The sequence below is a fragment of the Nocardia ignorata NBRC 108230 genome, from assembly GCF_001612905.1.
GTDB classification, from domain to species: domain Bacteria; phylum Actinomycetota; class Actinomycetes; order Mycobacteriales; family Mycobacteriaceae; genus Nocardia; species Nocardia ignorata.
Genome location: NZ_BDBI01000041.1, coordinates 16481 through 38264, shown reverse-complemented (window position 1 = coordinate 38264; position 21784 = coordinate 16481). Strand labels below are relative to the sequence as shown.

The window sequence follows — 21784 nt, the reverse complement described above, 5'->3', positions numbered from 1 at the left end:
CCACGGCGTGTCGGTGTGTATCGTGCGGCTCATGCGAGTCGACGGGCGGGAGATCCCGGTCACGGGGAGTCTCCTGCAGCCGAGGATCAGGCGGACGAGTGACATCGTCCGGGTGGTCGCGGCGTCGTTGGGCGTCGGCGTCGTGGTGGCGGGTTCGCTCATCACCCGGCCCGAATGGCTGGCGCTGGAACGGTCCGTCGCCAAGATCGTCGACTTCCTCAGTCCCGAGCAGTCGACGCTGGTCTACCTGATCTACGGGATGCTCATCCTGGCGTTGCCGTTCGCCATCTTCATCGAACTCGTTGTGCGCCGACAGTGGAAACTGCTCTTCGGTTACGGCGCGGCGGGATTGCTCGCGGTGCTGGCCCTGTCGATCACCGGGGCGGGCATCTCCACGCCCAAATGGCATCTGCCCGTGCCCGACCGGTTCGACACGTTCCTTTCCCAGTTCCTCGACGATCCGCGCTGGATCGCCATGCTCGCCGCCATGCTCACCGTGTCGAGCCCGTGGTTGCCGGTGCGGCCGAGGCGCTGGATGTGGTTTCTGCTGCTGATGTTCGCGCCGATCCACCTGGTGGTGAGTTCGGTGGTGCCCGCGCGGGCGATGCTCGGTCTGGTCGTCGGCTGGCTGGTGGGCGCCGTGATCGTCTGGCTGGTCGGCACACCGGCACTCGAGGTGCCTCTCGACGCTGCCGTGCGCGTGCTGGCCGAACGTGGGTACACGGTGAACTCGTTCCGGGTGGTCCGCCCCGCCGGTCGCGGGCCGCTGCTGCTGGCCACCGCCGTCGACGGGCCCGAATCCGAACTCATCGTCGAGCTGTACGGCAAGAACCAGCGCAGTTTCGGCGCTATCCGCCAGCTGTGGCGCTGGCTCACCTTCCGCTCCAGCGAGACCGCGCCACTGCACGGCTCGCTGCACCGGGCGGTGGAACATCGCGCGCTGCTCGGTATCGCCATCGGTGATCTCGGTATGGCCTCGGCGCATCAGGTCGCGGTGGCGAGCCTGAACCGTGGCTGGATGCTGTACGCGCACACCGTCCCTCGCGGCACACCCTTGCGCAAGCTCTCCGCGCAGGTGCTGCCCGGGGTGTGGCGCTCGCTGGTCCGCCTGCACGACAACCAGATCAGCCACGGCGACCTGCGCCCCGATCATGTGCGAATGTGCCAGGGCGACACCCTGTTCAACGGTTTCGCCGCGGCCGAATTCGGTGCGTCGGACTCCCAGCGCCAAACCGACATCGCGCAGCTGCTCGTGTCGACCACCGCGCTGTTCGGCAAGCACGAGGCCGTGTCGGCGGCTGTCGGCGTACTCGGCGAGAGCGCCGTCGTCACCGCCGCGGGCAGGCTCACCAAATCGGCCATGCCGGCGGGCATCCGCAAGACGGTGCCGCAGTGGGCCAAGGTGATGGCCACCGCGCGGGAAGAGGTGCGGGAGCAGACCGGTCACGACCGCATCGGCTCCGAACAGCTCACCCGGTTCACCCGCAATCAGGTGATCCAGCTGGTGCTGCTCGTCGCGCTCGTCTACGTGGCCTACCCGTTCTTCAGCCAGGTGCCCACGTTCTTCAGCCAGCTGCGCACCCTCAACTGGTGGTGGGCGCTGCTCGGCCTGGTCATCACCGCATTCACCTATGTCGGTGCGGCGGCCGCGCTCGGTGCCTGTGCCGACGGGCTGGTCCGGGTCCGCGACCTGTTCCTCGAACAGTTCGCCAACACCTTCGTCGCCACCACCACCCCGGCCGGTGTCGGCGGACTGGCCCTGAGCGTGCGGTTCCTCGTGCAGGCAGGCATGTCGACCGCGCGCGCCACCGGAGCCGTCGCCTTGCAGCAGTCCATGCAGGTGCTCACCCACCTGGTGCTGCTCGTGGTGTTCAGTGTCGTCGCGGGCACCTCGACCAATCTCGCCCACATCGTGCCCGACGCCACCGTGCTGTACCTGGCAGCCGGGGTGGGCGTCGGGTTGATCGGCGCGTTCATGTTCGTGCCGAAACTGCGCCGCTGGGTGAACCATTCGGTGTGGCCGCAGATCCGGGAGGTGGTGGGCGAGGTCGTCGCGCTCGCCCGCAACCCGATGCGGTTCTCCGTGATCGTCGGTGGGTCGGCGGTGATCACGCTCGGCAAGGCGTTCGTGCTGTGGGTGAGCGTCGAGGCCTTCGGCGGCGGAACCGATTTCGTCGCCGTCACGATCGTCACCATGATCGGCGGCACCCTCGCCTCGGCCGCGCCGACTCCCGGCGGTGTCGGTGCGGTGGAAGCGGCCCTGATCGGTGGTCTTGCCGCCTTCGGGGTGCCCGCCGAGATCGCGGTGCCCGCCGTGCTGCTCTATCGCGTGCTCACCTGCTGGATCCCGGTGGCGCTCGGCTGGCCGATCATGCGCTGGATGGGCGAGAAGAACATGATCTAGTTCGCCCGCAGCGCGATGGTGAGCCCGTCCTTCTCGCAGATCGACGGGACGGCCGGGTCGGGCTGGGCGTGGCAGTCCCAGCCGTCGACGTCGAGTTCGTCGGACGGCTGGATCGTCGTCACGTAGGTGGAGGCGACATTGATCGCCTCGGTGCAGCCGGGTCGACCCTCCGGCGAGCCGACGGCGATCACCGTGCGGGTGCCGCCGACGGCGTCGGTGACCGGCCCGCAGTCCACGTCCTCGACGGGCTCGTCGGGGGCAGCGCTGGTGGTCCTCGACGCGGTGGAAGTCGCCCTTGTCGTACTCGATGCCGCTGCGCGGGTCGACTCGACGATCTCACTCGGCGGGGCGACCACCTGGGCCGATGTGGTCGACGCGACCGTGCTGCTCGGATGTGCGGACTGGTTGCCGGAGTCCTCACCACAGCCGGAGGCTCCGGCGATCACGGTGAGCGCGGCGACCGCACATACGACGAAATGAACCTGCTTCAACGCATCCTCCAGAGTCTGGGGTCCCGCCGATACGTGCGCATTCAATCACGATGCGGCGCAACGCTGTCTGATCCGCGCGCAGCAGAATCGGGAATTCTCGCTGCCCGAATCGCCGGTTGCCTGCCGGTCGCTGAACATGCCGGTCGGTCGGATCGGTTTGCTGATCGGCCGGGGTGGGGAATCACCGCGAGGATTGCCGACCGTGCCAAGCGTCGTGTCCAGCGCCTAAGCTGTCTGGGACGTAGCCGGATCATGACCGAGAGGTGTTTCTTCGATGGGATCCCGGACGGTGGTCGCCGACGTCGCCGACGAGCTGGCCCGCCGTGTCGCCACCGGCGAGTACCGGCCGGGCGAGCTGATGCCCTCGGTGCGCCAGGTCGCGGACGAATTCGGGATGAACCGGGCCACCGCCCAGCTCACCCTCGGCAGGCTCGAGTCCTACGGTTTCGTCGAGGCGCGCCGTGGCAAGGGCTTCACCATTCGCGATGTGCGCTCCGAAGGCGGGATGGACGCCTACCGGCACCTGTTCCGCTTCTCCCTGTCGGCGCCCGAGATCGCGGCGGAGATGTTCGCCGACATCGTCGAGGTGGAACGCGGCATCGTCCTCGAGGCGCTGCTCACCTACACCGGCGCGGCGAAAACGCTGGACCACCGCGAACTCGCCGCAACCGTCGACGAGCTCGAGGCGCTCGCCCGCCACACCGTGCCCGACTATCCGCGCATCATCGCCACCGAGATCGCCCTGATCCGGCGGGTGCTCGGTGCGCTCGGGATGAGCATGCAACGCGCGGTGCTCAATACGATCGGTGACATGGTCGCCGAGGTGCCCGAGGCGGTCACCGCCTACTTCGCCGTCGCCGCCGACCTGCACGTGCTCGTCTGGCGTGCGCTGCTCGCGGTGTGGGAGTCGGGCTCCGAGCCCACAGAGGCGCAATCGGCCCTGTTCGTCGACCTTTTCGCGCTCTACCACGAGAAGGTGATCGCCCGGTTCGACGATCTGCTCGGCATCACCGGCCCCGCGGCCGAGGCCGAATCAGCCTGAGCTGTCTGGGTCGCCGTGGCGGCGGGCCTCGGCGGCGTGCCGCGCGTCGGCCGTGTGATGCCACGGCAGGTGCGCTCTTGGCACGATCGAATCGAGGATCGGTCCGACGTGCGGCGGGTAGGAGGCCCGCAGGCCGGAACCGACCATCACGCCCAGCGCGATCGACATCACCGACAGCAATGCCGAGGCAATCACTTCCAGCCCGCCGCTCGCGGCTCCACCGTGGGTGCGCATCACCAGCTCCGAGATGCCCGTGAGGCTGATGCCGCCGGGCACGAGCATCCAGAACGCGGGCAGGAACGCCACCTGCGTCGGCGGTGCGTTCTTACGGTTCCGGATCAGATAGGCCGCGGGCACGGCGACGAGCCCGCCGAGAAACGTGCCGGTCAGCGGTCCCGACAGCGCCTTACCGGCGAACTGCGCGAGATAGGTGATGTAGAGGACGAGCAGCAGCCAGCCCACCGAATTCTGCGGCGCGCTCGACCGCCACGAATGCCCGTACCCGATCAGCAGCACCCCGAGCAGTGGTGCCCACCAACCCAATTGGGCCGAACTCACCGGAACCGTCTGCAACTGTCCGAGCAGACTGATGCCGACGAACAGCCCGAAGGCCAGCAGGAACAGCATGTTGATGCCGTAGACCAGCCGGCTGGCCCCCGCCACCATCGACCCGGTCGACAGCTCGATCGTGCCGTTGGTGAGCATCGCCCCGGGCAGCAGCGTCGCCACGGCGGGAATCAGCAACTGTTGCGGCTGACCACCGGCCAGCGCCCCGGGGAACCCGAACGACAGCATCGCGACCACGGCCGCCGCGACCACCGGCAGCGACGACTTCAGCAGCCGGAACCGGTCGGCCAGCTGGGTGAGCGACCCGACGATCAGCCCGAGCACCACGTACCCGACCAGTGCCCGCGCCCCGGGATTGAGCATCATGCCGATCCCGACCGTCAGCACCACATGACCGAGCAGGATCACCAACGGCGGACTGCCCGGTTTCGCCGACAGGATCTTGTCGAGGTCGGCCGATGCCTCGGCGGGTGGCGGCGCGTCCTGCTCGATCTTGTCGATGAGCTTGTAGAGCCCGGCGATCTGGTCGAGCGGCAGGGTGCCCACCCGCGCGTCGAGCATGTCGACCGCGGAGCCCTCGTGCGTGCGAACGCGCACGAACACCGCCGTGGGCAGCACTATGAAATGGATGTTGTCGGTGGCGTATCGCTTGGACAGCCGGTCGAGGATCTGCTGCACGCCCTGGGAGGTCTCGCCCGAGCCGACCAGCGCCACGCCGAGGCGGCACAGCAGGTTCAGCAGATCGGCCGGTACCGGTGGGTCGTCCACCGGCGCCGGCCGGCCGGGGTACTGCGCGCGGGTGGTCGCCACGGCCTCGGCGACCCGCTTGCGCGCCGCCGCCCACGTGCTGATCCTGTGTTCGGAAGCCATGTCACCGCCGTCCGCAACCGTTGGGCACTGTGCACCTGGGTGAGATACCGCGAGTCTAGGCGAGCAGTGCCGTCACGACGGTGTGGCGCCGGCAACCTACCGGCATCCGGACGGTCAGGAGTTGAGGGTGCTGAGCCGATCGCACGCGGTGACGTATTCGTTCACCAGTCGCTCGATCACGTCGGCGCTGCGCTCCACCTTGTTCATCATGCCGACCACCTGGCCCACCGGATTGAAGTTCACGTCCTTGGCGGCCTCGGGGTAGCGGTGTCCGCGCTTGACGCCGTCGAGGGCCACCATCATCTGCAGCGGCATCGGCAGCGGGTCGGGAGTGTCGGTCGACTCCCAGGCGTCGGTCCAGTCGTTGCGCAGCATGCGGCACGGCTTGCCCGTCCACGACCGCGAGCGGATGGTGGAGTGGCTGTCGGCCTCGAGGTAGGTCTCCATCTGCGCGGGCGGCACATTGGCCTCCTCGACGGTGAGCCACAGCGAGCCTGTCCACGCGCCCGCCGCGCCCATCGCCAGCGCCGCCGCGACCTGCGCGCCGTTGCCGATACCACCGGCGGCGAGCACCGGCGTGTCGCCGATCGCCTCGATCACCTGCGGCCACAGCACCAGCGAGGACACCTCGCCGCAGTGCCCGCCACCCTCGGTGCCCTGGCACACCACGAAGTCCAGGCCCGCGGCCTTGTGGTTCATCGCGTGCTTCACCGAACCGCACAGCGCGCCGATCACCCGGCCGGAGTCCTGGATGCGCTTGATGACATCGTCGGGCGGGGTGCCGAGTGCGTTGGCGACGAGCTTGGCCTTGGGATGGTTCAGGATGACGTCGACCTGCGGGCCCGCGGTGGTCGCGGTCCAGCCGAGCAGCTCGTTGTGGTGTTCGCCGTCGGGCAGCGGCGGCACGTTGTGGTCGGAGAGGATCTGCTGGGCGAAGTCGCGATGGCCCTGCGGAACCATCTGCGCCAGTTGCTTCTCCAGCTGTTCGGGAGTCAGGCCGTCGACACCCTTGCCCTCGTACTTCGAGGGGATCACCAGGTCGACGCCGTAGATGCCGTTGACGTGTTCATCGAGCCAAGCCAGCTCCACCTCGAGCTGTTCGGCGGTGAAGCCGACCGCGCCGAGCACCCCGAGTCCGCCCGCATTGCTCACCGCCGCCACGACGTCGCGGCAGTGGGTGAAGGCGAAGATCGGGAATTCGATGCCGAGCTGTTCGCAGAATTCGGTACGCATACCGAACTGTAACACGTTCTAGTTTGGTGGAGAATGCCCAATTTCTAGAGTGCCGCGTCCTCCAGCGCCGACAGCGAATCCTCCAGGTGGTCGAGCAATCGATGCAGGTCGGGCAGGGTGCGACGGCACCCGACCAGGCCGAAATCGAGGTTGTCGGCATTGGAGGTGAGGGTGATGTTCACGGCCTGGCTGTCCAGTGGGATGGAGAGCGGGAAGACCGCGTCCAGGCGCGCGCCGTTCCAGTACATCGATTCGCGCGGACCGGGCACATTGGAGATGACGATGTTGAACGGCGGCGCCGTCATCGACGCGAACCCCGGGAGCAGCATCGCCGCCATCGGGCTCACCACCGCACCCGACACGGCGAGCGTCTGCAGCGGGCCGAGCCCGTGATACACCTGCTTGTTGCGCCGCATCGAATCACTCACCACCCGAAGGCGTTCTGCCGGGTCCTCGATATCGGTACCGAGATTGCACAGCAGCGCAGCCACTTTCACGCCCTGTGTGTCGAGGTCGTCCTCGTCACGCAACGACACCGGAACCATCGCGATCAGCGGCTTGTCCGGTAAGGCGTTGTGCTCCAGCAGGTATGCGCGCAGCGCGCCCGCCGACATCGCGAGCACCACATCGTTGAGGGTGGTGCCGGTCGCCTTCTTCACCTGCTTGAGCCGGTCCATCGACCAGCTGCGCACCGCGCACTTGCGCGCGCCACCGATCGGCACGTTGAGCAGGGTGCGCGGCGCCTCGAACGGGAGAGTGAGCTGCTGCTCGAGCAGCCCGGTCCTGGTGGCTTTCAGCAGCGCGGCGGCCGATGAACTCGCCGACGACAGCGCGCCGAGCAGTCCCGTCTTCGGCTGCACGGTCCGCGGTGTGCGCTCCTTACGTGGCAGGTTCCATGGAACCGTCACATCGGTGGCGAACGGGTCGGTGGTGAGGGTGCGCTGCATGATCCGCTGTGCGGAGACGCCGTCGATCAGTGCGTGGTGCATCTTCGCGTACAGCGCGAAGCGGCCGTCGGCCAGACCCTCGATGAAATGCATCTCCCACATCGGGCGGTGCCGGTCGAGCAGCGCGCTGTGCAAGCTCGAGACGTGGTCGAGCAACTGGTCCATCCCGCCGGGCGCGGGCAGTGCGCTGTGCTGCACGTGGTAATCCAGGTCGACCTGGTCGTCCTGGGTCCACGCCAGCTGCGGAGCACCCAGCCAGGTGGCGGGCCGCCTGCTGAAGGTGGGCCGAACGGTGTTGTCGGCCAGTAAGGTTTCGCGCAGTTCGCGAAGATAGTCGGGCCCGGCATCCTCGGGCGGTTCGAACAGTTGCAGTGACCCGACGTGCATCGGGTGCTCCCGAGATTCCGCGAGCAAGAACAGCGCATCCAACGGCGCTATGAGATCCATGCGAGATCGCCCCCTGAGGACAGGTGATGGCAAAGACTTCAGAATCGACCACGCTGTCGGGTACGGCACCCCTGCGTGCCGTATATCCACGCTACCCGGTGGTCCGGGGTGCCGTCAGCCGAACGTCGCGACCATGCCGAACTCCACAGCGCACCACTGCTTCGCTTCGTCGTGGGAAACAGCGGTCCGGATGGGCAGGCCTGGGTTCCACCGAGCTGCGAAATCAGCGCGCCCGTCGGTCTCGCATGCGATCGAGGATCAGGCCCTGACCGTTTCGGCTTCGCGTGGGTCGATCGCGTCGCGCGGATCGTTGTCCGGGTTTTCGGCCGGGTGCTGTGATTCCGCGATCGCCTGAGTCTCGGGGGAGGGTTCAGGTTGGGACTGGGTGCCATCGGATTGCTGTGGCACGGACTGCAGTTGCTCCGTCACCTGCTCCGACTCGGGCTCCTCGGAATCTTCTGTCGGCGACGGGGTTTCGGCAACCACCCGAATCGGGGCCGGAGCCGGTTCCGCGCCTACGGTTTTCGAGGCGATCTCGATCCCGAGTTCGATCCGGGTGGTCTCCACCAGCGCCCGCTCCTGCTCGGCCGCATGACGCATCGCCTTCTGCCACAGCGACGCCATCTCCTCGAGCTCCTCCACCGTCGCCTCCACATCGATATGGAGCTTCAGGCGCTGCATGGTGATGTGCTGGGCGGCGGTGAGCGTGCGCAGCAGGTCTTCGCACTTGTTCGGGATGCGGCGATGGGCCACCACCCGCAACCGGGTGAGCATGGCGCTCGGGCGATCCCAGATCACCTTGTGGATCTGCGCGCCCACATTGTCGATCTCGTCGACGGTGAGCAGTTCCCAGTCTCCACAGCTGGCCAGATCGGCCCGCACCGACGCCGAGGTCTCCAGGATCGAAGCGACCGCGGCGAGCACGGCCTCGCGCCGCCACGCCTCGTGATCACGTTGGTCACCGACCATGTTCGACAGCTCGACGTGGCGTTGCGCGGCGTCGAGCGCCTGCCTGCCACGCTCGTCGGCCGCCGCGAGTGCATCGCGGTGGGTTCGGTTGTTGGCGATCACGCCGACCAGAACTGCGCCGGCGACGGGGAGCGAGCCGAGGAGTGGGAGCCACTGAGTCACCCGCCGATCATTGCACCGAGGCCCGTCACAGTCACCATGATCGGCGCGTCGGACCGCGATGTCGGTGCGTTCCCGGTGGGCGCGGACACGAAAAACCCGGTGCGACACGAGGTCACACCGGGTTCTTCGGCGTCGATCAGTTCGTCGCGGTGGTGGACGGCTCGACAGTGGTGGTCGGTGCGACCGTGGTGGTCGGCGCGACCGTTGTGCTCGGCGCGGGCGCCTGGGTGGTGGTTTCCGGGGCGGCGGCCTGGTTGGTCGCCGGCTCTTCGGTGGTGGTCGGCGGAACCGTCGTGGTGGACGGTGCGACGGTCGACGATTCGACGGTGGTCGTCGGCTTCGACGTGCTGGTCGCCGCCTTCGACGTGCTCGACGTGGGCTCGGGCGCCTTCGACGTGCTCGGCGCCGCCGAGGTGGTCGTGGTCGCGGGCTTGGTCGGCGCGGCGAGCGCGGCCGTCACATCGGAGTCCTCCGGAGCCGACTTCGCGTCCACCGTCTCGCCCGCCTGCGCCTGCTTGGCCAGGTGTGTCAGCCAGGCGGCGGCGTACTCCGCCGAGGTCAGCGGCTTACCGTTGGCCGCGTCGGAATCGCGCCAGTAGTCGAAGTGATGACCGGTGCCGTTGGGGCCGAGGGTGAGCTGGTACGGATCGCTCAGCGCGACCGGGATGGTGTTCTGGTTCGTGACGATCAGCCCGACGATCTCGTTGAACACCTTCTGCGGCAGGTACGCCAGCGGCGAGATCTTCTCGGCCGCAATAGTGTCCGCCTTCGCGGGCGCCTTCGTCTCACCCGGCTTGTAGTCCGGGTCCGACACCTTCAGCAGCACGTCGAGGAAGGTTTCGTCGCTGGCCATCCAATTGGGGTTGGCAGCGATATCGGAGAAGGCGGCCATCGCGATCCGGCCGAGGGTGAACGCCATGTCCTGGCCCGTCGCCGGGGTGAGACCGTCGCGCTGCAGATCGTCGACATTGATCTGCCTGCCCACGTTGGCGGCCAGTTGCAGCAGCGAAATGTTCTCCGGCGCGGCACAAGTCAGGTCGCCCTCGGAGCAGAACGAGGCGATCTTGCCGTTGAGGGCGCCGAAGTCGCCGCCCGTGGTCACGCCCTTGCCCGAGATCGGCTTCGTGCCGTCCTGGTACTTCTGGTCGAAACCGTCCGGGTTGGCGAACGGGTCCTCGGCGCCGATGAACGGGCCCTCACCCGCACCGCGGCCGGCATCGGCGAACATCACCACACCGAGCACGTCGTCGGGGTCGACCACTCCGTAGCCGTCCGCCGGGTCGTCGTTGCCGATGCCCTCGGCGACGCGGCGAACCACGTCGGCGCCCTCGCTGTAGCCGACGATGGAGAACTTGGTGTCCGGGCATGCCGCGGAGATCTCCCGCATCACGCGCTCGGTGTTGGCGACACCCGCGTTCACCGCGTCCTCGTAGGTCGACATGTCCGCCGGATAGGCGATGTACACCGCCGCGTACTGGCCTTCGGCCAGATCGTCACGTGGCGCGTTCACCACCGGGTCGACCCACACACTGCTGTGGTCGCCCGACAGCGCGGCGGGCAGCGGGTTGCCGTTGGCGTCGAGCAGCATGGCGGTGGTGCCCTCGACGGGGGTGTCGTTACGTCCGGCCACCGAGATGGTCACCATCTCGCGGCACTCGGTCACCGATGTGGTGAGGGTGTATTCGGGGGAGGCGGGCTTCGATGTCACCGCGAACGACGCGGCGACGATGGCCGCGACCCCCAACGCCGCAGGCGCGGCAACAGCAGAAGCGATGCGATGTTTCGCGAGAAACGCACGCAGATTCATATGTTGATCCCGTTCGAACGACCTACAGGTGGGCAGGCCCCCCGACGGGCCGCATGTCACGAACCATGTCGCCCCGACCTGCAAGATCGTTACTGTGGCGTACGGGACCGTATGCCCCCATTTCCGTGGTCATGTGGGCTCGCTATCGCGGTGAGGGTGATGGCGCGGGCCGGGTGATAGCGTCCGAATGGAACAATGACGACGTGAACCGACCCGTCATCCCCAGGTAGGACTATGACCTCGCACCTCCCGGCCGACACCGTGCACCTCGCGCTGCTGCCCGGCTTCCTCGACCCGGTGAACCTGCTCAACTCCTTCGGCACCTGGATGCTCGCCGGGCTGCTGCTGGTGGTGTTCATCGAGTCCGGATTGCTGTTCCCCCTGCTGCCCGGCGATTCCCTGCTGTTCACCGCCGGACTGATCGCGGCGTCGAAGTCGACCGAGATCGAACCGTTCGCGCCGATCGGGGTGCTGCTCGTGCTGATCCCCGTCGCCGCGATCCTCGGCGATCAGGTCGGGTATGTGATCGGTGCGCGCGGTGGGACCGCGTTGTTCAAGAGCAACGACGCCCGGTTCTTCAAGAAGCGCTACATCGACGAATCCCACGAATTCTTCGAAAAGCACGGCCCCATCACCATCGTGCTCGCCCGCTTCGTTCCGATCGTGCGCACCTTCGCGCCTGTCGTGGCAGGCGCGTCGGCCATGCGATACCGGACTTTCGCGCTCTACAACGTGATCGGCGGTGTGGCGTGGGGTTCGGGTGTCACCCTCCTCGGCTACCTGCTCGGCCAGATCGCCATCGTCCGCGACAATGTCGACCTGATCTTCCTGCTCATCGTCGCCGTCTCCGTGCTGCCGATCGTCGTCGAGGTCGTCAAGCGGATGCGTCGCAAGGGTTCTCCCGACGAAGACCCCACCGAGCGCGTCAACTCCTGACCGGCCCGGCCGGGAAGTTCGTCGCTTCCCGGCCCCGTCGGCGTCATCCGGCGATTTCGCGCACCGAATCCGCGATCGCCCGAAAATCCTTCCGCAGGATCGCACCGTGATTGCTCGGCACCTTCGCCCCGAGCTTGATGTTCTCGTTGCGGGCGACAGCCGAATCCAACCCCTTGCGGATCTTCTCCTGCTCGTCCTTCTTGCTGCCGAACGACGTCCCCGAAGCGATCACATACCGCACCGGAACTGTGATCGCGTCCAGCACCGGACCCAGCGCACTCTCCCGCGAGAGCTTCCCGAGCTCGATATTGCTTTCGGCCTGCTCGGCCGCTGACAACCGCGGCGTCAACCCCGTCGGCCGCAGCAACGGCATCACCCAGTTCAGCCGCTTGAACAGTTTCCGGATCCGCTGCTCCATCGCGTCGTCGAGCCAGTCGTACGGAAACGCGCCGTCCACGAGCACCGCCCCGATGGTCCGCTCCGGATTCCGTTGCGCCCAATGCGCTCCCACGACCGCGCCATAGGACCACGCCACGACAATGGCCCGCTCCACACCCCTGGCCGCGAGCACGGCATCCACATCCCGCACCGCCGCCTCGAACGAGTAATCCTTGGAAGTCTTGGACTTCCGCCCACGCCCCCGCTCGTCGAAGGTGATGTGCCGGAAGCCGTCACCCAGTTCGGCAATGGTCTTCTTCCAGTAGCCCTGGGTAGCGAACTGCCCGTTCAGGTAGATCACCGGAATACCGTCGCCACCGGTGTCGGTCACGGCCAACGCGGTGTCGTCCACCTCGACCATGCCGCTCCACGCATCAGCCCGATTAATTCCCTGAGCAGTCATCACTCACGCCTTCCAGTCGTTCTCGCCGTTACGAGAACCACTGTCACGCCGTCCCCTGATAGCGCCCTGACATCCCACCTACACGCCCGCTGACACGCACGGCGCATGACTAGGTCACCACAGCTGTCCAAGTCGGCTCCTAGTGCCTTCCAAACCTCGGGGAGCATCCTCGGAACACACGAGAAGTCCCAGGAAGGAAGCCGAAAATGCTTGTTACCACCGGCCAGATCATCGCCACCGTCGCCGTACTCGCCAATGCCGTCGTCTACGGCACCGATGTCTGCGGGGCGGTGATCATGCGCTCGGTCTACCGGAAGCTCGACGACGCGACGGTGACCGTGAGTGCGGGGTGGGGTCACTACTACGGCGACAAGCGCATGCCGGTCATCGGCGCCGGAGGCATAGTGACCGCGGTGCTCACCCTGCTGATCGCGCTGCTGGCCGGCCAGCCGGGCGCCGCCGTCGCCGCGGCAATCACGGTGGCTGCTCTATTCACCTGGCTCGCCCTCTACGTGCGCATCGCCAAGCCGATCAATTCCCAGCAGACCGCCGCCGCTCTATCGGGCATCATTCCGCCGGATGCCCGGGCGCTGCAAAACAAGTGGGACAGCATCCTGAAGTATCGAGTCACCCTGCAGTTCACCGCCATCGCAGGCTTGTGCGCCGCACTGATCCTGTTCTGATCCGTCAGCGAGGCGAAGGCCGCGAATGTATCGCTCCGAAACCGATCAGCCGCGGGCCATATCCACGAACCGGCTCAGATGCAGCTGGTGCGCAACGGTGATCGTGGCTGTCGGACCGTTACGGTGCTTGCCGACGATGAGGTCGGCCTCGCCGCCGCGTGGGTCGTCACGTTCGAACGCGTCCGGGCGGTGCAGTAGGATGACCATGTCGGCGTCCTGCTCGAGCGAGCCGGACTCGCGGAGGTCGGACACCATGGGGCGCTTGTCGGTTCGCTGTTCCGGACCACGGTTCAGCTGGGAGATCGCGATCACGGGAACTTCGAGTTCCTTCGCGAGCAGCTTGAGGTGACGCGAGAATTCCGAGACTTCCTGCTGTCGGGACTCGACCTTCTTGCCCGAGCTCATCAGCTGCAGATAGTCCACCACAACGAGTTTCAGGTCATGACGCTGCTTGAGCCGCCGCGCCTTCGCCCGAATCTCCATCATGGTCAAGTTCGGCGAATCATCCACGAACAGCGGCGCCTCACTGATCTCACTCATCCGCCGCGCGAGCTTCGTCCAGTCGTCATCACTCATCCGGCCCGACCGCATATCGCCCAGCTTGATCTTCGCCTCGGCCGAGAGCAGACGCATCACAATCTCGGTCCGGCTCATTTCGAGCGAGAAAATAACGCTGGCCATGCCGTGCTTGATCGAGCAACTACGCATGAAATCCATGCCGAGCGTCGAGTTGTGCGTCGGAACCATGGAGCGACCGGCCAGGTAGAGATGGTCGGCATTGTCGACTTCAACGCATCGGACCGGAACAGAATCGATGCGCCGCACATCGACGATATAGCGGGAATTCGAGCGGGCAGTGTTGCGAGCCGCACGACGTTCCTTGTGGAGCAATGCTTTCCGATGCAGTCCGAAGACCTCGTCGTCGGTCGCGAAAGTGAGGATGAAGCACGTCGACGACTCTTCCGACCGTCCGCGAACCCGCCTGGTCGCCACACCACAGCGGTAGCCCAGGCCGACGACGAGTTCCTGCACATCGCGAAACAGTCGTTCACTGGTGACCGCGAACTGCACCGAACCACCATGCGTGACGGTGCCGTCGGTATCGAGCAGACCGGCCAGCAGAGCTCGGCGCTGGCTTTCCGACGCACGCAGATAGGACATCGGAATGTGCTTGTCGCCCAGGACGCCGAGTGTTCGCAGGCGCGCTTGCACACTACCGACGGTATTGCGGCACGACTGGCACAAACGCAGACCGATGGAGGGGCCACCGCAGTTCGCACAGGCGGGCGCCGGAACGGGCGCGGAGATGAAGCGCGCCTTGCCACCGCAGGAGCGTCCGCAGGTGCGAACTTCACTGGTGAACGGGACGAATTCGGTGCCACACACCACGCACTCGCGCGGCGCGACGGGCTCGTCCGCGGGCAACGTCAACTGGAAGCGCCAGCGCGCCGACTGGGACGGCACCGCGACGATGCCCTCGGCTTCGATGCGCGCGACGATTTCGGGGTCGACGGTGGTGATCTGCGCGGCAGCCGCGGTTCCGTCGCCCAACCATGCCCCGAGGGTGTACGGCGGGACGAGCAGGTCTCTCGTGGGGAGCTGCAGGGGTGCGGCGTTGGTGACTGAGTGGTTGATCCACCGGTCCGCGGTGTCACAGCGCAGCGTTCGCGCGATGTCGGCTGTGGTGCGGACCGCGGCGAAGGTCCGCTTGGTGCTGCCCCGGGCTGCCTCCTGCGCGGAACGCCGTGACGCACGGGTCTCGGTCAGCCACTGGTGCTGTTCGTCCGCGACGAGGACGGTGCCGTCGGAGAATTCGACCTCGTAGCAGGGCCGGTCGGTCATGACTTCGGTCGCCGCGACGACGCGTGTCGGATGCCCCTGCGCGTCGAGCAATTCGTCGCCCACGCGGACCTCACCCATCGTGGTCCACCCGCTGGGCGTCGGCAGCGGGGTGTCGAGCGCCAGCGCCTTACCCACGCCTGGTCGCGCGGCGACGATGATCATCTGACCCGGGTGCAGACCGTTGGTGAGTTCGTCCAGTTCGGTGAAGCCCGTGGGGACGCCGAGGGAGATTCCGCCTCGGGAGGCGATGGAGTCGATTTCGTCCATCGTCGGCTGGAGGAGTTCTTCGAGGGGGGTGAAGTCCTCGGTGGTGCGGCGTTCGGTGACCTCGTAGATCTCGGCCTGGGCGCGGTCGACGACCTCGGCGACGTCCTGGCCGTCGGCGCCCGCGTAGCCGAACTGGACGATGCGGGTGCCCGCTTCGACGAGGCGGCGCAGGATGGCCTTCTCGGCGACGATCTCGGCGTAGAAGCCGGCGTTGGCGGCGGTGGGGACGGTCTGGGTGAGCGTCACCAGATAGGCGGGGCCGCCGATGCGTTTGAGCTCGCCACGACGGTCGAGGCCGGCGGCGACGGTGACGGGGTCGGCGGGTTCGCCGCGACCGTACAGGTCGAGAATGGTGTCGTAGACGGCCTGGTGGGCGGGGCGGTAGAAGTCGCCGGGACGCAGCACCTCCACCACATCGGCGATGGCGTCCTTGCTGAGCAGCATGCCGCCGAGGACGGATTGTTCGGCAGCCATGTCGTGCGGGGGTTGACGGCCGAAGTCCTCGCCCGGGGGCTCGGGTGGAAACTCGGTATGCGCGCGGTCACCGGTGGTAGTCACCAGAATCGACCGTCCTCTCTGCCCGCAGAACCGGGGGTTTCACATCGATGTACTCGTTGTACTCCCGGGCACCGACACGAGTGCCAGCAATCGGTTCCCTGCACGATTCCCGGGGTCACGTGCGAGGCGATGCGATGAACCTAGGCGACGTTTTCGAGCCACGCCAAACCGACATGTGCACACAACTGTGGATAACTTGGGGGTAGTTCACCTGTTGTTGTGCAGCCCCTGTGGAAAACGTGGGGAAAACCCAGGTCAGTGCGGTAGAACGCCCTGATAGATCGCCCTTTACCAGACTTCGGCCCTGTGGATTAAAGAAGTTGCGGCGTGTCGGCGTACGTGAACAACCGGGCGTGTTGGGTAAACAGCGGGCGTTCACGTTATGACCGGAGTCACAATTCTGCCGGTCGGTTTCCTCGGTAATCCACAGGCTGAATAACAGGAGGTCAGGCAGTTGCCGACTGTGGGCCGGGTTACCCGACCACAACGAACCCGAATCTCGGCTACTCGCCAGCTATCGGAGAAGATCCCTCGACAAGGGCAGCAGAAACCACCCCCGTGACAACACGGGGGTGGTTTCCGGCGAAACTAGTTCGCAGTGACCTCGAGGTCGAACTTGGCAACCACATCGGGGTGCAGGTGCACCACGATGCCGTGCTTGCCGGTCGCCTTGATGTGCGACTTCGGCAGCTCGATGCTGCGCTTGTCGACCACGGGGCCACCGGCGGCCTTGATGGCCGAGGCCACGTCGGCGGTGGTGACCGAACCGAACAGCTTGCCGCTGTCGGCGGTCTTCACGGCCAGCGAGACACCCGTCAGGCCCTCGATGGCCTGCTTCAGCTCGTTGGCGTGATCCAGGTCGCGCACCTTGCGGGCGTCCTGGGCGCGGCGGATGCCGTCGACCTGCTTCTGGGCGCCACGGGTGGCCTGGATGGCCAGACCGCGGGGCAGCAGGAAGTTGCGGCCGTAGCCGTCCTTGACCTCGACAAGGTCGCCGGGGGCGCCGAGATTGTCGACATCAGCAGTGAGGATGAGCTTCATCTGTCCGACTCCCTTTCTCAGCGAGCAGTCGACACGTAAGGCAGCAGAGCCACCTCACGCGAGTTCTTGACGGCAACGGCGATGTCACGCTGGTGCTGCACGCAGTTGCCGGTGACGCGGCGGGCGCGGATCTTGCCGCGATCGCTGACGTACTTACGCAGCAGCGTGGTGTCCTTGTAATCGATATTGACGATTCCGGACTTGCTTTCCTTGCAGAAAGCGCAGGCCTTCTTCTTCAGTACCTTTTCGCGCGCGGGCGCTTTAGGCATGGTTTTCTCTCCGTACTATGAGTGCCGTTCGATCAGAACGGCGGTTCGTCATCCATGCGGCCGCCGCCCCCGAAGGAGCCGGCCGCGGGCGCGCTACCCCACGGGTCGTCGTCGCCGGCATTACCTGCCGGGCGTCCGCCACCACTGTTGGCGTTGTAGCCGCCTGCGCTTGCACCACCACCGGCATTACCGGAACCACCACCGAAGCCACCGCCTCCGCCACCACGACCGGCCTTGGAGACCTTCGCGGTCGCGTACCGCAGCGACGGGCCGACCTCGTCGACCTCGAGCTCGACGACCGTGCGCTTCTCACCCTCGCGGGTTTCGTAGGAGCGCTGCTTGAGCCGTCCGCTCACGATCACGCGAGCGCCTCGGGTCAGGCTTTCGGCGACGTTCTCCGCTGCTTCGCGCCAGATGTTGCAGCGCAGAAACAGTGCCTCGCCGTCTTTCCATTCGTTCGAATTGCGATCGAACACACGGGGAGTCGAAGCGACGGTGAAATTCGCCACCGCTGCGCCCGCGGGCGTGAAACGAAGCTCGGGGTCTGCCGTCAAGTTTCCGATGACGGTGATGACCGTGTCGCCTGCCATGGGGTTCCTCCTGCTCGGGGGTGCAGTCCACATCCTGGATTTGCGCTGAGCCTAAAGCCAGGCTCCGACACAAAGGAGGTGAACTACTTGTCGTTGCGCAGAACCTTGGTGCGCAGCACCGTCTCGTTCAGGCCCAGCTGGCGGTCGAGCTCGCTCACGGTGGCCGGGGTCGCGGTCAGGTTGACGATCGCGTAGATGCCTTCGGCCTGCTTGGCGATTTCGTAGGCGAGCCGACGGCGGCCCCAGATGTCGACCTTGTCGAGCTTGCCGCCCTCGGTCTTCACGACCGAGAACAGATTATCCAGGGACTGCCCGACGATGCGCTCGTCCAGGCTGGGGTCGAGGATGACCATCACTTCATATTGACGCACGGACCAATCACCTCCTGTGGACTGGTAAACGGCCACGGACTTTCCGTGGCAGGAGGGTTCGTTGCGTCAGCAACCCGCCAAGGCTACATGAGCAGGTAGTTGCCGACGAAATCGATCTTCGCGGCGGGTATGCGCCGGGCGCCGGGGCGACAGCCGCTTAATGTGGTCGACATGACCACGGCCGTACCGCAGCAGCATTCGGCACGCCGTGCGGCGACAGCCACGGCGTTGACCTTCCTGATCGTGCTGTTGTGCGGGCTCACCCTCGCCCTGGCGTATGCGAACAAGGCGCGGTGCGCGGGCGGCGCGATCGACGAATCGGGCCGCAGCCTGGTCTTCGAGGAGCGCAAGGACACCGCCGTCTGTTATTCGGATATCCAGTTCCTCTGGCTTGGCCGCGATATCGACAATCACGTTTTCCCGTACGTCGACGGCGCCATCACCGACGACGGCGCGCTCACCGGCGGTGCCGTCGAATACCCCGTGCTGAGCGGCCTGCTGATGTGGGCGGGCGCGATCGGCGCGACCAACGACGCCGACTTCCTGTGGCATTCGGCGCTGCTGCTCACCCCGTTCGCCCTGCTCACCGCTTGGATGCTGGCACGAATGGCCGGTCCGGCCGCACTGCTGTGGGCGATCGGCCCGCCGCTGGTGCTCTACGCCTTCCACAACTGGGAGCTGCCGGTGGTGTGCACGGCGGTGGCGGCGGTCTATGTGATGACGATGCTGACCGGTCTGTCCGTGCGGACCCGGGGAATCATCGCGGGGGTACTGCTCGCGCTCGGTTTCTGCCTCAAGATCTATCCCGGAATCTTCGTGCTGCCCTTGGCCTTCTACGTCCTCACCGAGGGTGCGCCGCGCGACGGGCGGCGGTTGCGTGAACTCGATGTGGCAGGCGCGTCGCAGACACTGCTCGCGGCGATGGCGACGGTGGTCGCGGTGAATCTGCCGTTCGTCCTGGCGGGGGTCGAGGGCTGGCGGGCCTCGATCACCTTCCAGCAGATGCGGCAGGCCGACATCACGACCAATTCGATCTGGTACTGGGGTCATCAGGCGATGTTCGGCCGGACCGCCGATACTTCGCAGAGCTGGCACACCATGGTCTCGGTGGTCTCGCCGATGCTGATCTTCGCGTCGTTCGCGCTGGCTCTGTGGCTCGGTTACCGCCGCTGGACGCCTGCGTCGGCCTTTCCCTGGGTGGGTGTGAGCGGCGCGATGCTCGCCGGTTTCCTGCTTTTCCACAAGGTGCACTCACCCCAATACACCCTGTGGATAATTCCGTTCCTCGTGCTGCTCGAGGTGCCGTGGACACTCGTCGCGGGCTATCTGCTCGCGGATATCGCGGTCGGCGTCGGCGTTTTCCGCTACTTCGCGGCACTGGGCGCCGGGGAGAACGTGCATCTCATGGAGGGCATCGTGCAGTTCGGCGTGTGGCTGCGCAGCGCCCTGTTGCTGGTGCTGTTCTTCCTGTTCGTGTGGACGCGGTCACGCACGCTCGGGCGCGCACAGCACGAGATTCGCGCACTGCAACCGGCCTAGCGAACGACAACGGCGGCGAGTCCCACAGGGGAAACGCCGCCGTCGAGGCAGAACCGATCAGCCGACCGGGGCCGCATCCTTGGTGAGATCCACGTTGTCGGGATCGCCGCCCTTGCGGTTGCGGATGATCGAGCTGATCAGCGCCGCGCCGATGAACGCCACACCGATCAGGCCGGTGATGAGCTCGTCGACGTGCACACCGATCGAGACCAGCAGGATCGTGGCCAGCGCGCCGATCGCCCAGTGGGCGCCGTGCTCGAGGTACACGTAGTCCGCCAGCGTGCCCTGGCGGACCAGGTACACCGTGATGGACCGGACGAACATCGCGCCGATCAGGCCGAGGCCAAGCGCGATGATGATCGGGTCGGAGGTGATGGCGAACGCGCCGATCACACCGTCGAACGAGAACGAGGCATCGAGTACCTCGAGGTAGAGGAACAGGAAGAACGCGGCCTTACCGGTGGCCTTGACCAGCGTGGACGGGCCGCCCTGCGGACCTTCCTCGAGCTCCTCGGTGTGGAACATCGAGCCGAGGCCGTCGACGAGGATATAGGTGATCATGCCGAGCAGGCCGGCGATGAGCACGGTCGAACGCTTGTCGTCGGCGGCGAGGAACTCCGCGACCAGCACCAGGCCGGTGCCCGCGACGACGACGGAGAGCATATCGAGCTTGCCCGCCTTCGCCAGCGGCTTCTCCAGCCAGCTCAGCCAGGTGATCTCGCGCTCTTCGAAGATGAAGTTCAGGAACAGCAGTGCGAGGAACATGCCGCCGAAGGCCGCGATCTGCGGATGCGCGTCGGTGAGCAGCTTCTCGTAGCTGGGGCTGCCGTCGGGGAAGGTGAGGGCATCGTTGGCCGGCGGGTTCAGTGCCAGGTCGAAGGCTTCGACCGGGTTCAGTCCGGCGGTCGCCCACACGATGGCGAGCGGGAACACCAGACGCATACCGAACACGGCGATCAGGATGCCGACGGTCAGGAAGATCCGCTGCCAGAATTCGCTCATCCGTTCCAGCACGGTGGCGTTGATGACGGCGTTGTCGAACGACAGCGACACCTCGAGGATGCCGAGGATCGCACACAGTGCGAGGGCGGTCAGACCACCGTAGAGGTAGGCCACGACCAGCGAGAGCACCGTGATGACGATGGACAGGCCGAAGATGCGCGTTATCACGCGGAGGGACCTTTCTGTGTCACACGAGCAGGGGGCCCGAAACCTGGAGCCCCCTGCTCATGATGATGACTAGACGTTGACGCCGTAGTCGCGGGCGATACCGGCCAGACCGGAGGCGTAGCCCTGACCGATGGCGCGGAACTTCCATTCGGCACCGTTACGGTACAGCTCACCGAAGACCATAGCCGTCTCGGTGGAAGCGTCCTCGGACAGGTCGTAGCGGGCCAGCTCGGTGCCGTTGGCGCGGTCGACAACGCGGATGTAGGCGTTGCGCACCTGGCCGAACGACTGCTGACGGGTCTCCGCGTCGTAGATCGAGACCGGGAAGAAGATGCTCTCGATGGTCGGCGGGGTGTTGGCCAGGTCGACGTTGATGACCTCGTCGTCGCCCTCGCCCTCACCGGTGGTGTTGTCGCCGGCGTGCTCGATGGCACCCTCGGGGGACTTCAGGTTGTTGAAGAACACGAAGTGCTTGTCGGACACGACCTTCTTGTCGGCGCCGGTCGCGATGGCGCTGGCGTCGAGGTCGAAGTCGGTGCCGGTGGTGGTGCGCACGTCCCAGCCGAGGCCGACCGCGACCGCGGTCAAGTTCGGGGCCTCTTTGGTCAGCGAGACATTGCCGCCCTTGGACAGACTGACACCCATGCGGGAATCCCTTCGGTTAGTCCGGTGTGTCGTTTCCCAGCATGTCCGAATCGCCGGGTACCGCTACGACAGTAATAGGTTTCGGCGAACTTG

General features: G+C 66.3%; 19 protein-coding genes. 5 read left to right on the top strand and 14 right to left on the bottom strand.

The annotated features are described in order from the left end of the window. Positions 1-31 precede the first annotated feature (31 nt). Complete coding sequence (locus NI2_RS28975) at positions 32-2404, top strand: lysylphosphatidylglycerol synthase transmembrane domain-containing protein (protein WP_067497261.1); 2373 nt, start codon at positions 32-34, stop codon at positions 2402-2404. Here the strand turns inward: NI2_RS28975 and NI2_RS34190 are convergent. Then, positions 2401-2895 (bottom strand): hypothetical protein, encoded by a 495-nt coding sequence (locus NI2_RS34190; RefSeq protein WP_133733885.1) that lies wholly within the window; start codon positions 2893-2895, stop codon positions 2401-2403. The genes NI2_RS28975 and NI2_RS34190 overlap by 4 nt on opposite strands. A 274-nt stretch (positions 2896-3169) precedes the next feature. Between NI2_RS34190 and NI2_RS28960 the strand changes: the two genes are divergently transcribed. Then, positions 3170-3937 carry a GntR family transcriptional regulator gene (locus tag NI2_RS28960; protein ID WP_067497255.1) on the top strand — a complete coding sequence of 256 codons (768 nt, stop codon included), beginning with the start codon at positions 3170-3172 and terminating at the stop codon, positions 3935-3937. Here the strand turns inward: NI2_RS28960 and NI2_RS28955 are convergent. From NI2_RS28955 to NI2_RS28935, 5 genes are all read right to left on the bottom strand, one after another. Continuing rightward, positions 3929-5374 carry a threonine/serine exporter family protein gene (locus tag NI2_RS28955; RefSeq protein ID WP_067497253.1) on the bottom strand — a complete coding sequence of 482 codons (1446 nt, stop codon included), beginning with the start codon at positions 5372-5374 and terminating at the stop codon, positions 3929-3931. The genes NI2_RS28960 and NI2_RS28955 overlap by 9 nt on opposite strands. A 114-nt stretch (positions 5375-5488) precedes the next feature. Then, positions 5489-6607 carry an NAD(P)H-dependent flavin oxidoreductase gene (locus tag NI2_RS28950; RefSeq protein ID WP_067497251.1) on the bottom strand — a complete coding sequence of 373 codons (1119 nt, stop codon included), beginning with the start codon at positions 6605-6607 and terminating at the stop codon, positions 5489-5491. A gap of 44 nt (positions 6608-6651) precedes the next feature. Beyond that, positions 6652-8001 carry a WS/DGAT/MGAT family O-acyltransferase gene (locus NI2_RS28945; RefSeq protein ID WP_067497249.1) on the bottom strand — a complete coding sequence of 450 codons (1350 nt, stop codon included), beginning with the start codon at positions 7999-8001 and terminating at the stop codon, positions 6652-6654. Positions 8002-8259: 258 nt separating this feature from the next. Continuing rightward, a complete protein-coding gene (locus tag NI2_RS28940) occupies positions 8260-9132 on the bottom strand; it encodes a hypothetical protein (RefSeq protein ID WP_067497247.1) in 873 nt (290 codons plus the stop codon). 136 nt (positions 9133-9268) lie between these two features. Beyond that, on the bottom strand, positions 9269-10939 hold the full coding sequence (locus NI2_RS28935; protein ID WP_067497246.1) for a cutinase family protein: 1671 nt from the start codon (positions 10937-10939) through the stop codon (positions 9269-9271). 234 nt (positions 10940-11173) lie between these two features. On the opposite strand from NI2_RS28935, the gene NI2_RS28930 reads away from it, so the two are divergent. After that, positions 11174-11875 carry a VTT domain-containing protein gene (locus NI2_RS28930; protein WP_067497245.1) on the top strand — a complete coding sequence of 234 codons (702 nt, stop codon included), beginning with the start codon at positions 11174-11176 and terminating at the stop codon, positions 11873-11875. A gap of 43 nt (positions 11876-11918) precedes the next feature. On the opposite strand, the gene NI2_RS28925 is transcribed toward NI2_RS28930, so the two are convergent. Continuing rightward, positions 11919-12716: an alpha/beta fold hydrolase gene (locus NI2_RS28925; protein WP_067497244.1), complete on the bottom strand. Its 798-nt coding sequence runs from the start codon at positions 12714-12716 to the stop codon at positions 11919-11921. Positions 12717-12922: 206 nt separating this feature from the next. Between NI2_RS28925 and NI2_RS28920 the strand changes: the two genes are divergently transcribed. After that, positions 12923-13399 (top strand): hypothetical protein, encoded by a 477-nt coding sequence (locus NI2_RS28920; RefSeq protein WP_067497242.1) that lies wholly within the window; start codon positions 12923-12925, stop codon positions 13397-13399. A gap of 45 nt (positions 13400-13444) precedes the next feature. Here NI2_RS28920 and dnaB read toward each other — a convergent pair whose 3' ends face one another. The 5 genes from dnaB to rpsF form a co-directional block, all read right to left on the bottom strand. Then, positions 13445-16066 carry a replicative DNA helicase gene (gene dnaB, locus NI2_RS28915; protein ID WP_067497240.1) on the bottom strand — a complete coding sequence of 874 codons (2622 nt, stop codon included), beginning with the start codon at positions 16064-16066 and terminating at the stop codon, positions 13445-13447. A 588-nt stretch (positions 16067-16654) separates the two neighbouring features. Further along, the gene (gene rplI, locus NI2_RS28910; RefSeq protein WP_067497239.1) at positions 16655-17107 is read right to left on the bottom strand and encodes a 50S ribosomal protein L9; all 453 of its coding nucleotides are present in this window, start codon (positions 17105-17107) and stop codon (positions 16655-16657) included. 17 nt (positions 17108-17124) lie between these two features. Continuing rightward, the gene (rpsR, locus tag NI2_RS28905) at positions 17125-17376 is read right to left on the bottom strand and encodes a 30S ribosomal protein S18 (protein WP_067497238.1); all 252 of its coding nucleotides are present in this window, start codon (positions 17374-17376) and stop codon (positions 17125-17127) included. A gap of 32 nt (positions 17377-17408) precedes the next feature. Next, positions 17409-17966: a single-stranded DNA-binding protein gene (locus NI2_RS28900; RefSeq protein ID WP_067497236.1), complete on the bottom strand. Its 558-nt coding sequence runs from the start codon at positions 17964-17966 to the stop codon at positions 17409-17411. An 83-nt stretch (positions 17967-18049) separates the two neighbouring features. Continuing rightward, positions 18050-18337, bottom strand: coding sequence for a 30S ribosomal protein S6 (gene rpsF / locus NI2_RS28895; protein WP_067497234.1), 288 nt, complete (start codon positions 18335-18337; stop codon positions 18050-18052). Between the two features lie 171 nt (positions 18338-18508). Between rpsF and NI2_RS28890 the strand changes: the two genes are divergently transcribed. Further along, complete coding sequence (locus tag NI2_RS28890; protein WP_133733884.1) at positions 18509-19876, top strand: glycosyltransferase family 87 protein; 1368 nt, start codon at positions 18509-18511, stop codon at positions 19874-19876. Positions 19877-19933: 57 nt separating this feature from the next. Here NI2_RS28890 and NI2_RS28885 read toward each other — a convergent pair whose 3' ends face one another. Together NI2_RS28885 and NI2_RS28880 are read right to left on the bottom strand one after the other, a co-directional pair. Further along, on the bottom strand, positions 19934-21046 hold the full coding sequence (locus NI2_RS28885; RefSeq protein ID WP_067497232.1) for a DUF475 domain-containing protein: 1113 nt from the start codon (positions 21044-21046) through the stop codon (positions 19934-19936). Between the two features lie 69 nt (positions 21047-21115). After that, positions 21116-21691: a TerD family protein gene (locus NI2_RS28880; RefSeq protein WP_067497229.1), complete on the bottom strand. Its 576-nt coding sequence runs from the start codon at positions 21689-21691 to the stop codon at positions 21116-21118. Positions 21692-21784 lie beyond the last annotated feature (93 nt).

What these genes read in the sequence shown, in the direction of transcription:
- NI2_RS28975 (WP_067497261.1), top strand. Translation starts at nt 32, where the DNA reads ATGCGAGTCGACGGGCGGGAGATCCCGGTCACGGGGAGTCTCCTGCAG.
- NI2_RS28960 (WP_067497255.1), top strand. Translation starts at nt 3,170, where the DNA reads ATGGGATCCCGGACGGTGGTCGCCGACGTCGCCGACGAGCTGGCCCGC.
- NI2_RS28955 (WP_067497253.1), bottom strand. Translation starts at nt 5,374, where the DNA reads ATGGCTTCCGAACACAGGATCAGCACGTGGGCGGCGGCGCGCAAGCGG.
- NI2_RS28950 (WP_067497251.1), bottom strand. Translation starts at nt 6,607, where the DNA reads ATGCGTACCGAATTCTGCGAACAGCTCGGCATCGAATTCCCGATCTTC.
- NI2_RS28945 (WP_067497249.1), bottom strand. Translation starts at nt 8,001, where the DNA reads ATGGATCTCATAGCGCCGTTGGATGCGCTGTTCTTGCTCGCGGAATCT.
- NI2_RS28935 (WP_067497246.1), bottom strand. Translation starts at nt 10,939, where the DNA reads ATGAATCTGCGTGCGTTTCTCGCGAAACATCGCATCGCTTCTGCTGTT.
- NI2_RS28930 (WP_067497245.1), top strand. Translation starts at nt 11,174, where the DNA reads ATGACCTCGCACCTCCCGGCCGACACCGTGCACCTCGCGCTGCTGCCC.
- NI2_RS28925 (WP_067497244.1), bottom strand. Translation starts at nt 12,716, where the DNA reads ATGACTGCTCAGGGAATTAATCGGGCTGATGCGTGGAGCGGCATGGTC.
- NI2_RS28920 (WP_067497242.1), top strand. Translation starts at nt 12,923, where the DNA reads ATGCTTGTTACCACCGGCCAGATCATCGCCACCGTCGCCGTACTCGCC.
- rplI (WP_067497239.1), bottom strand. Translation starts at nt 17,107, where the DNA reads ATGAAGCTCATCCTCACTGCTGATGTCGACAATCTCGGCGCCCCCGGC.
- rpsR (WP_067497238.1), bottom strand. Translation starts at nt 17,376, where the DNA reads ATGCCTAAAGCGCCCGCGCGCGAAAAGGTACTGAAGAAGAAGGCCTGC.
- NI2_RS28900 (WP_067497236.1), bottom strand. Translation starts at nt 17,966, where the DNA reads ATGGCAGGCGACACGGTCATCACCGTCATCGGAAACTTGACGGCAGAC.
- NI2_RS28890 (WP_133733884.1), top strand. Translation starts at nt 18,509, where the DNA reads ATGACCACGGCCGTACCGCAGCAGCATTCGGCACGCCGTGCGGCGACA.
- NI2_RS28880 (WP_067497229.1), bottom strand. Translation starts at nt 21,691, where the DNA reads ATGGGTGTCAGTCTGTCCAAGGGCGGCAATGTCTCGCTGACCAAAGAG.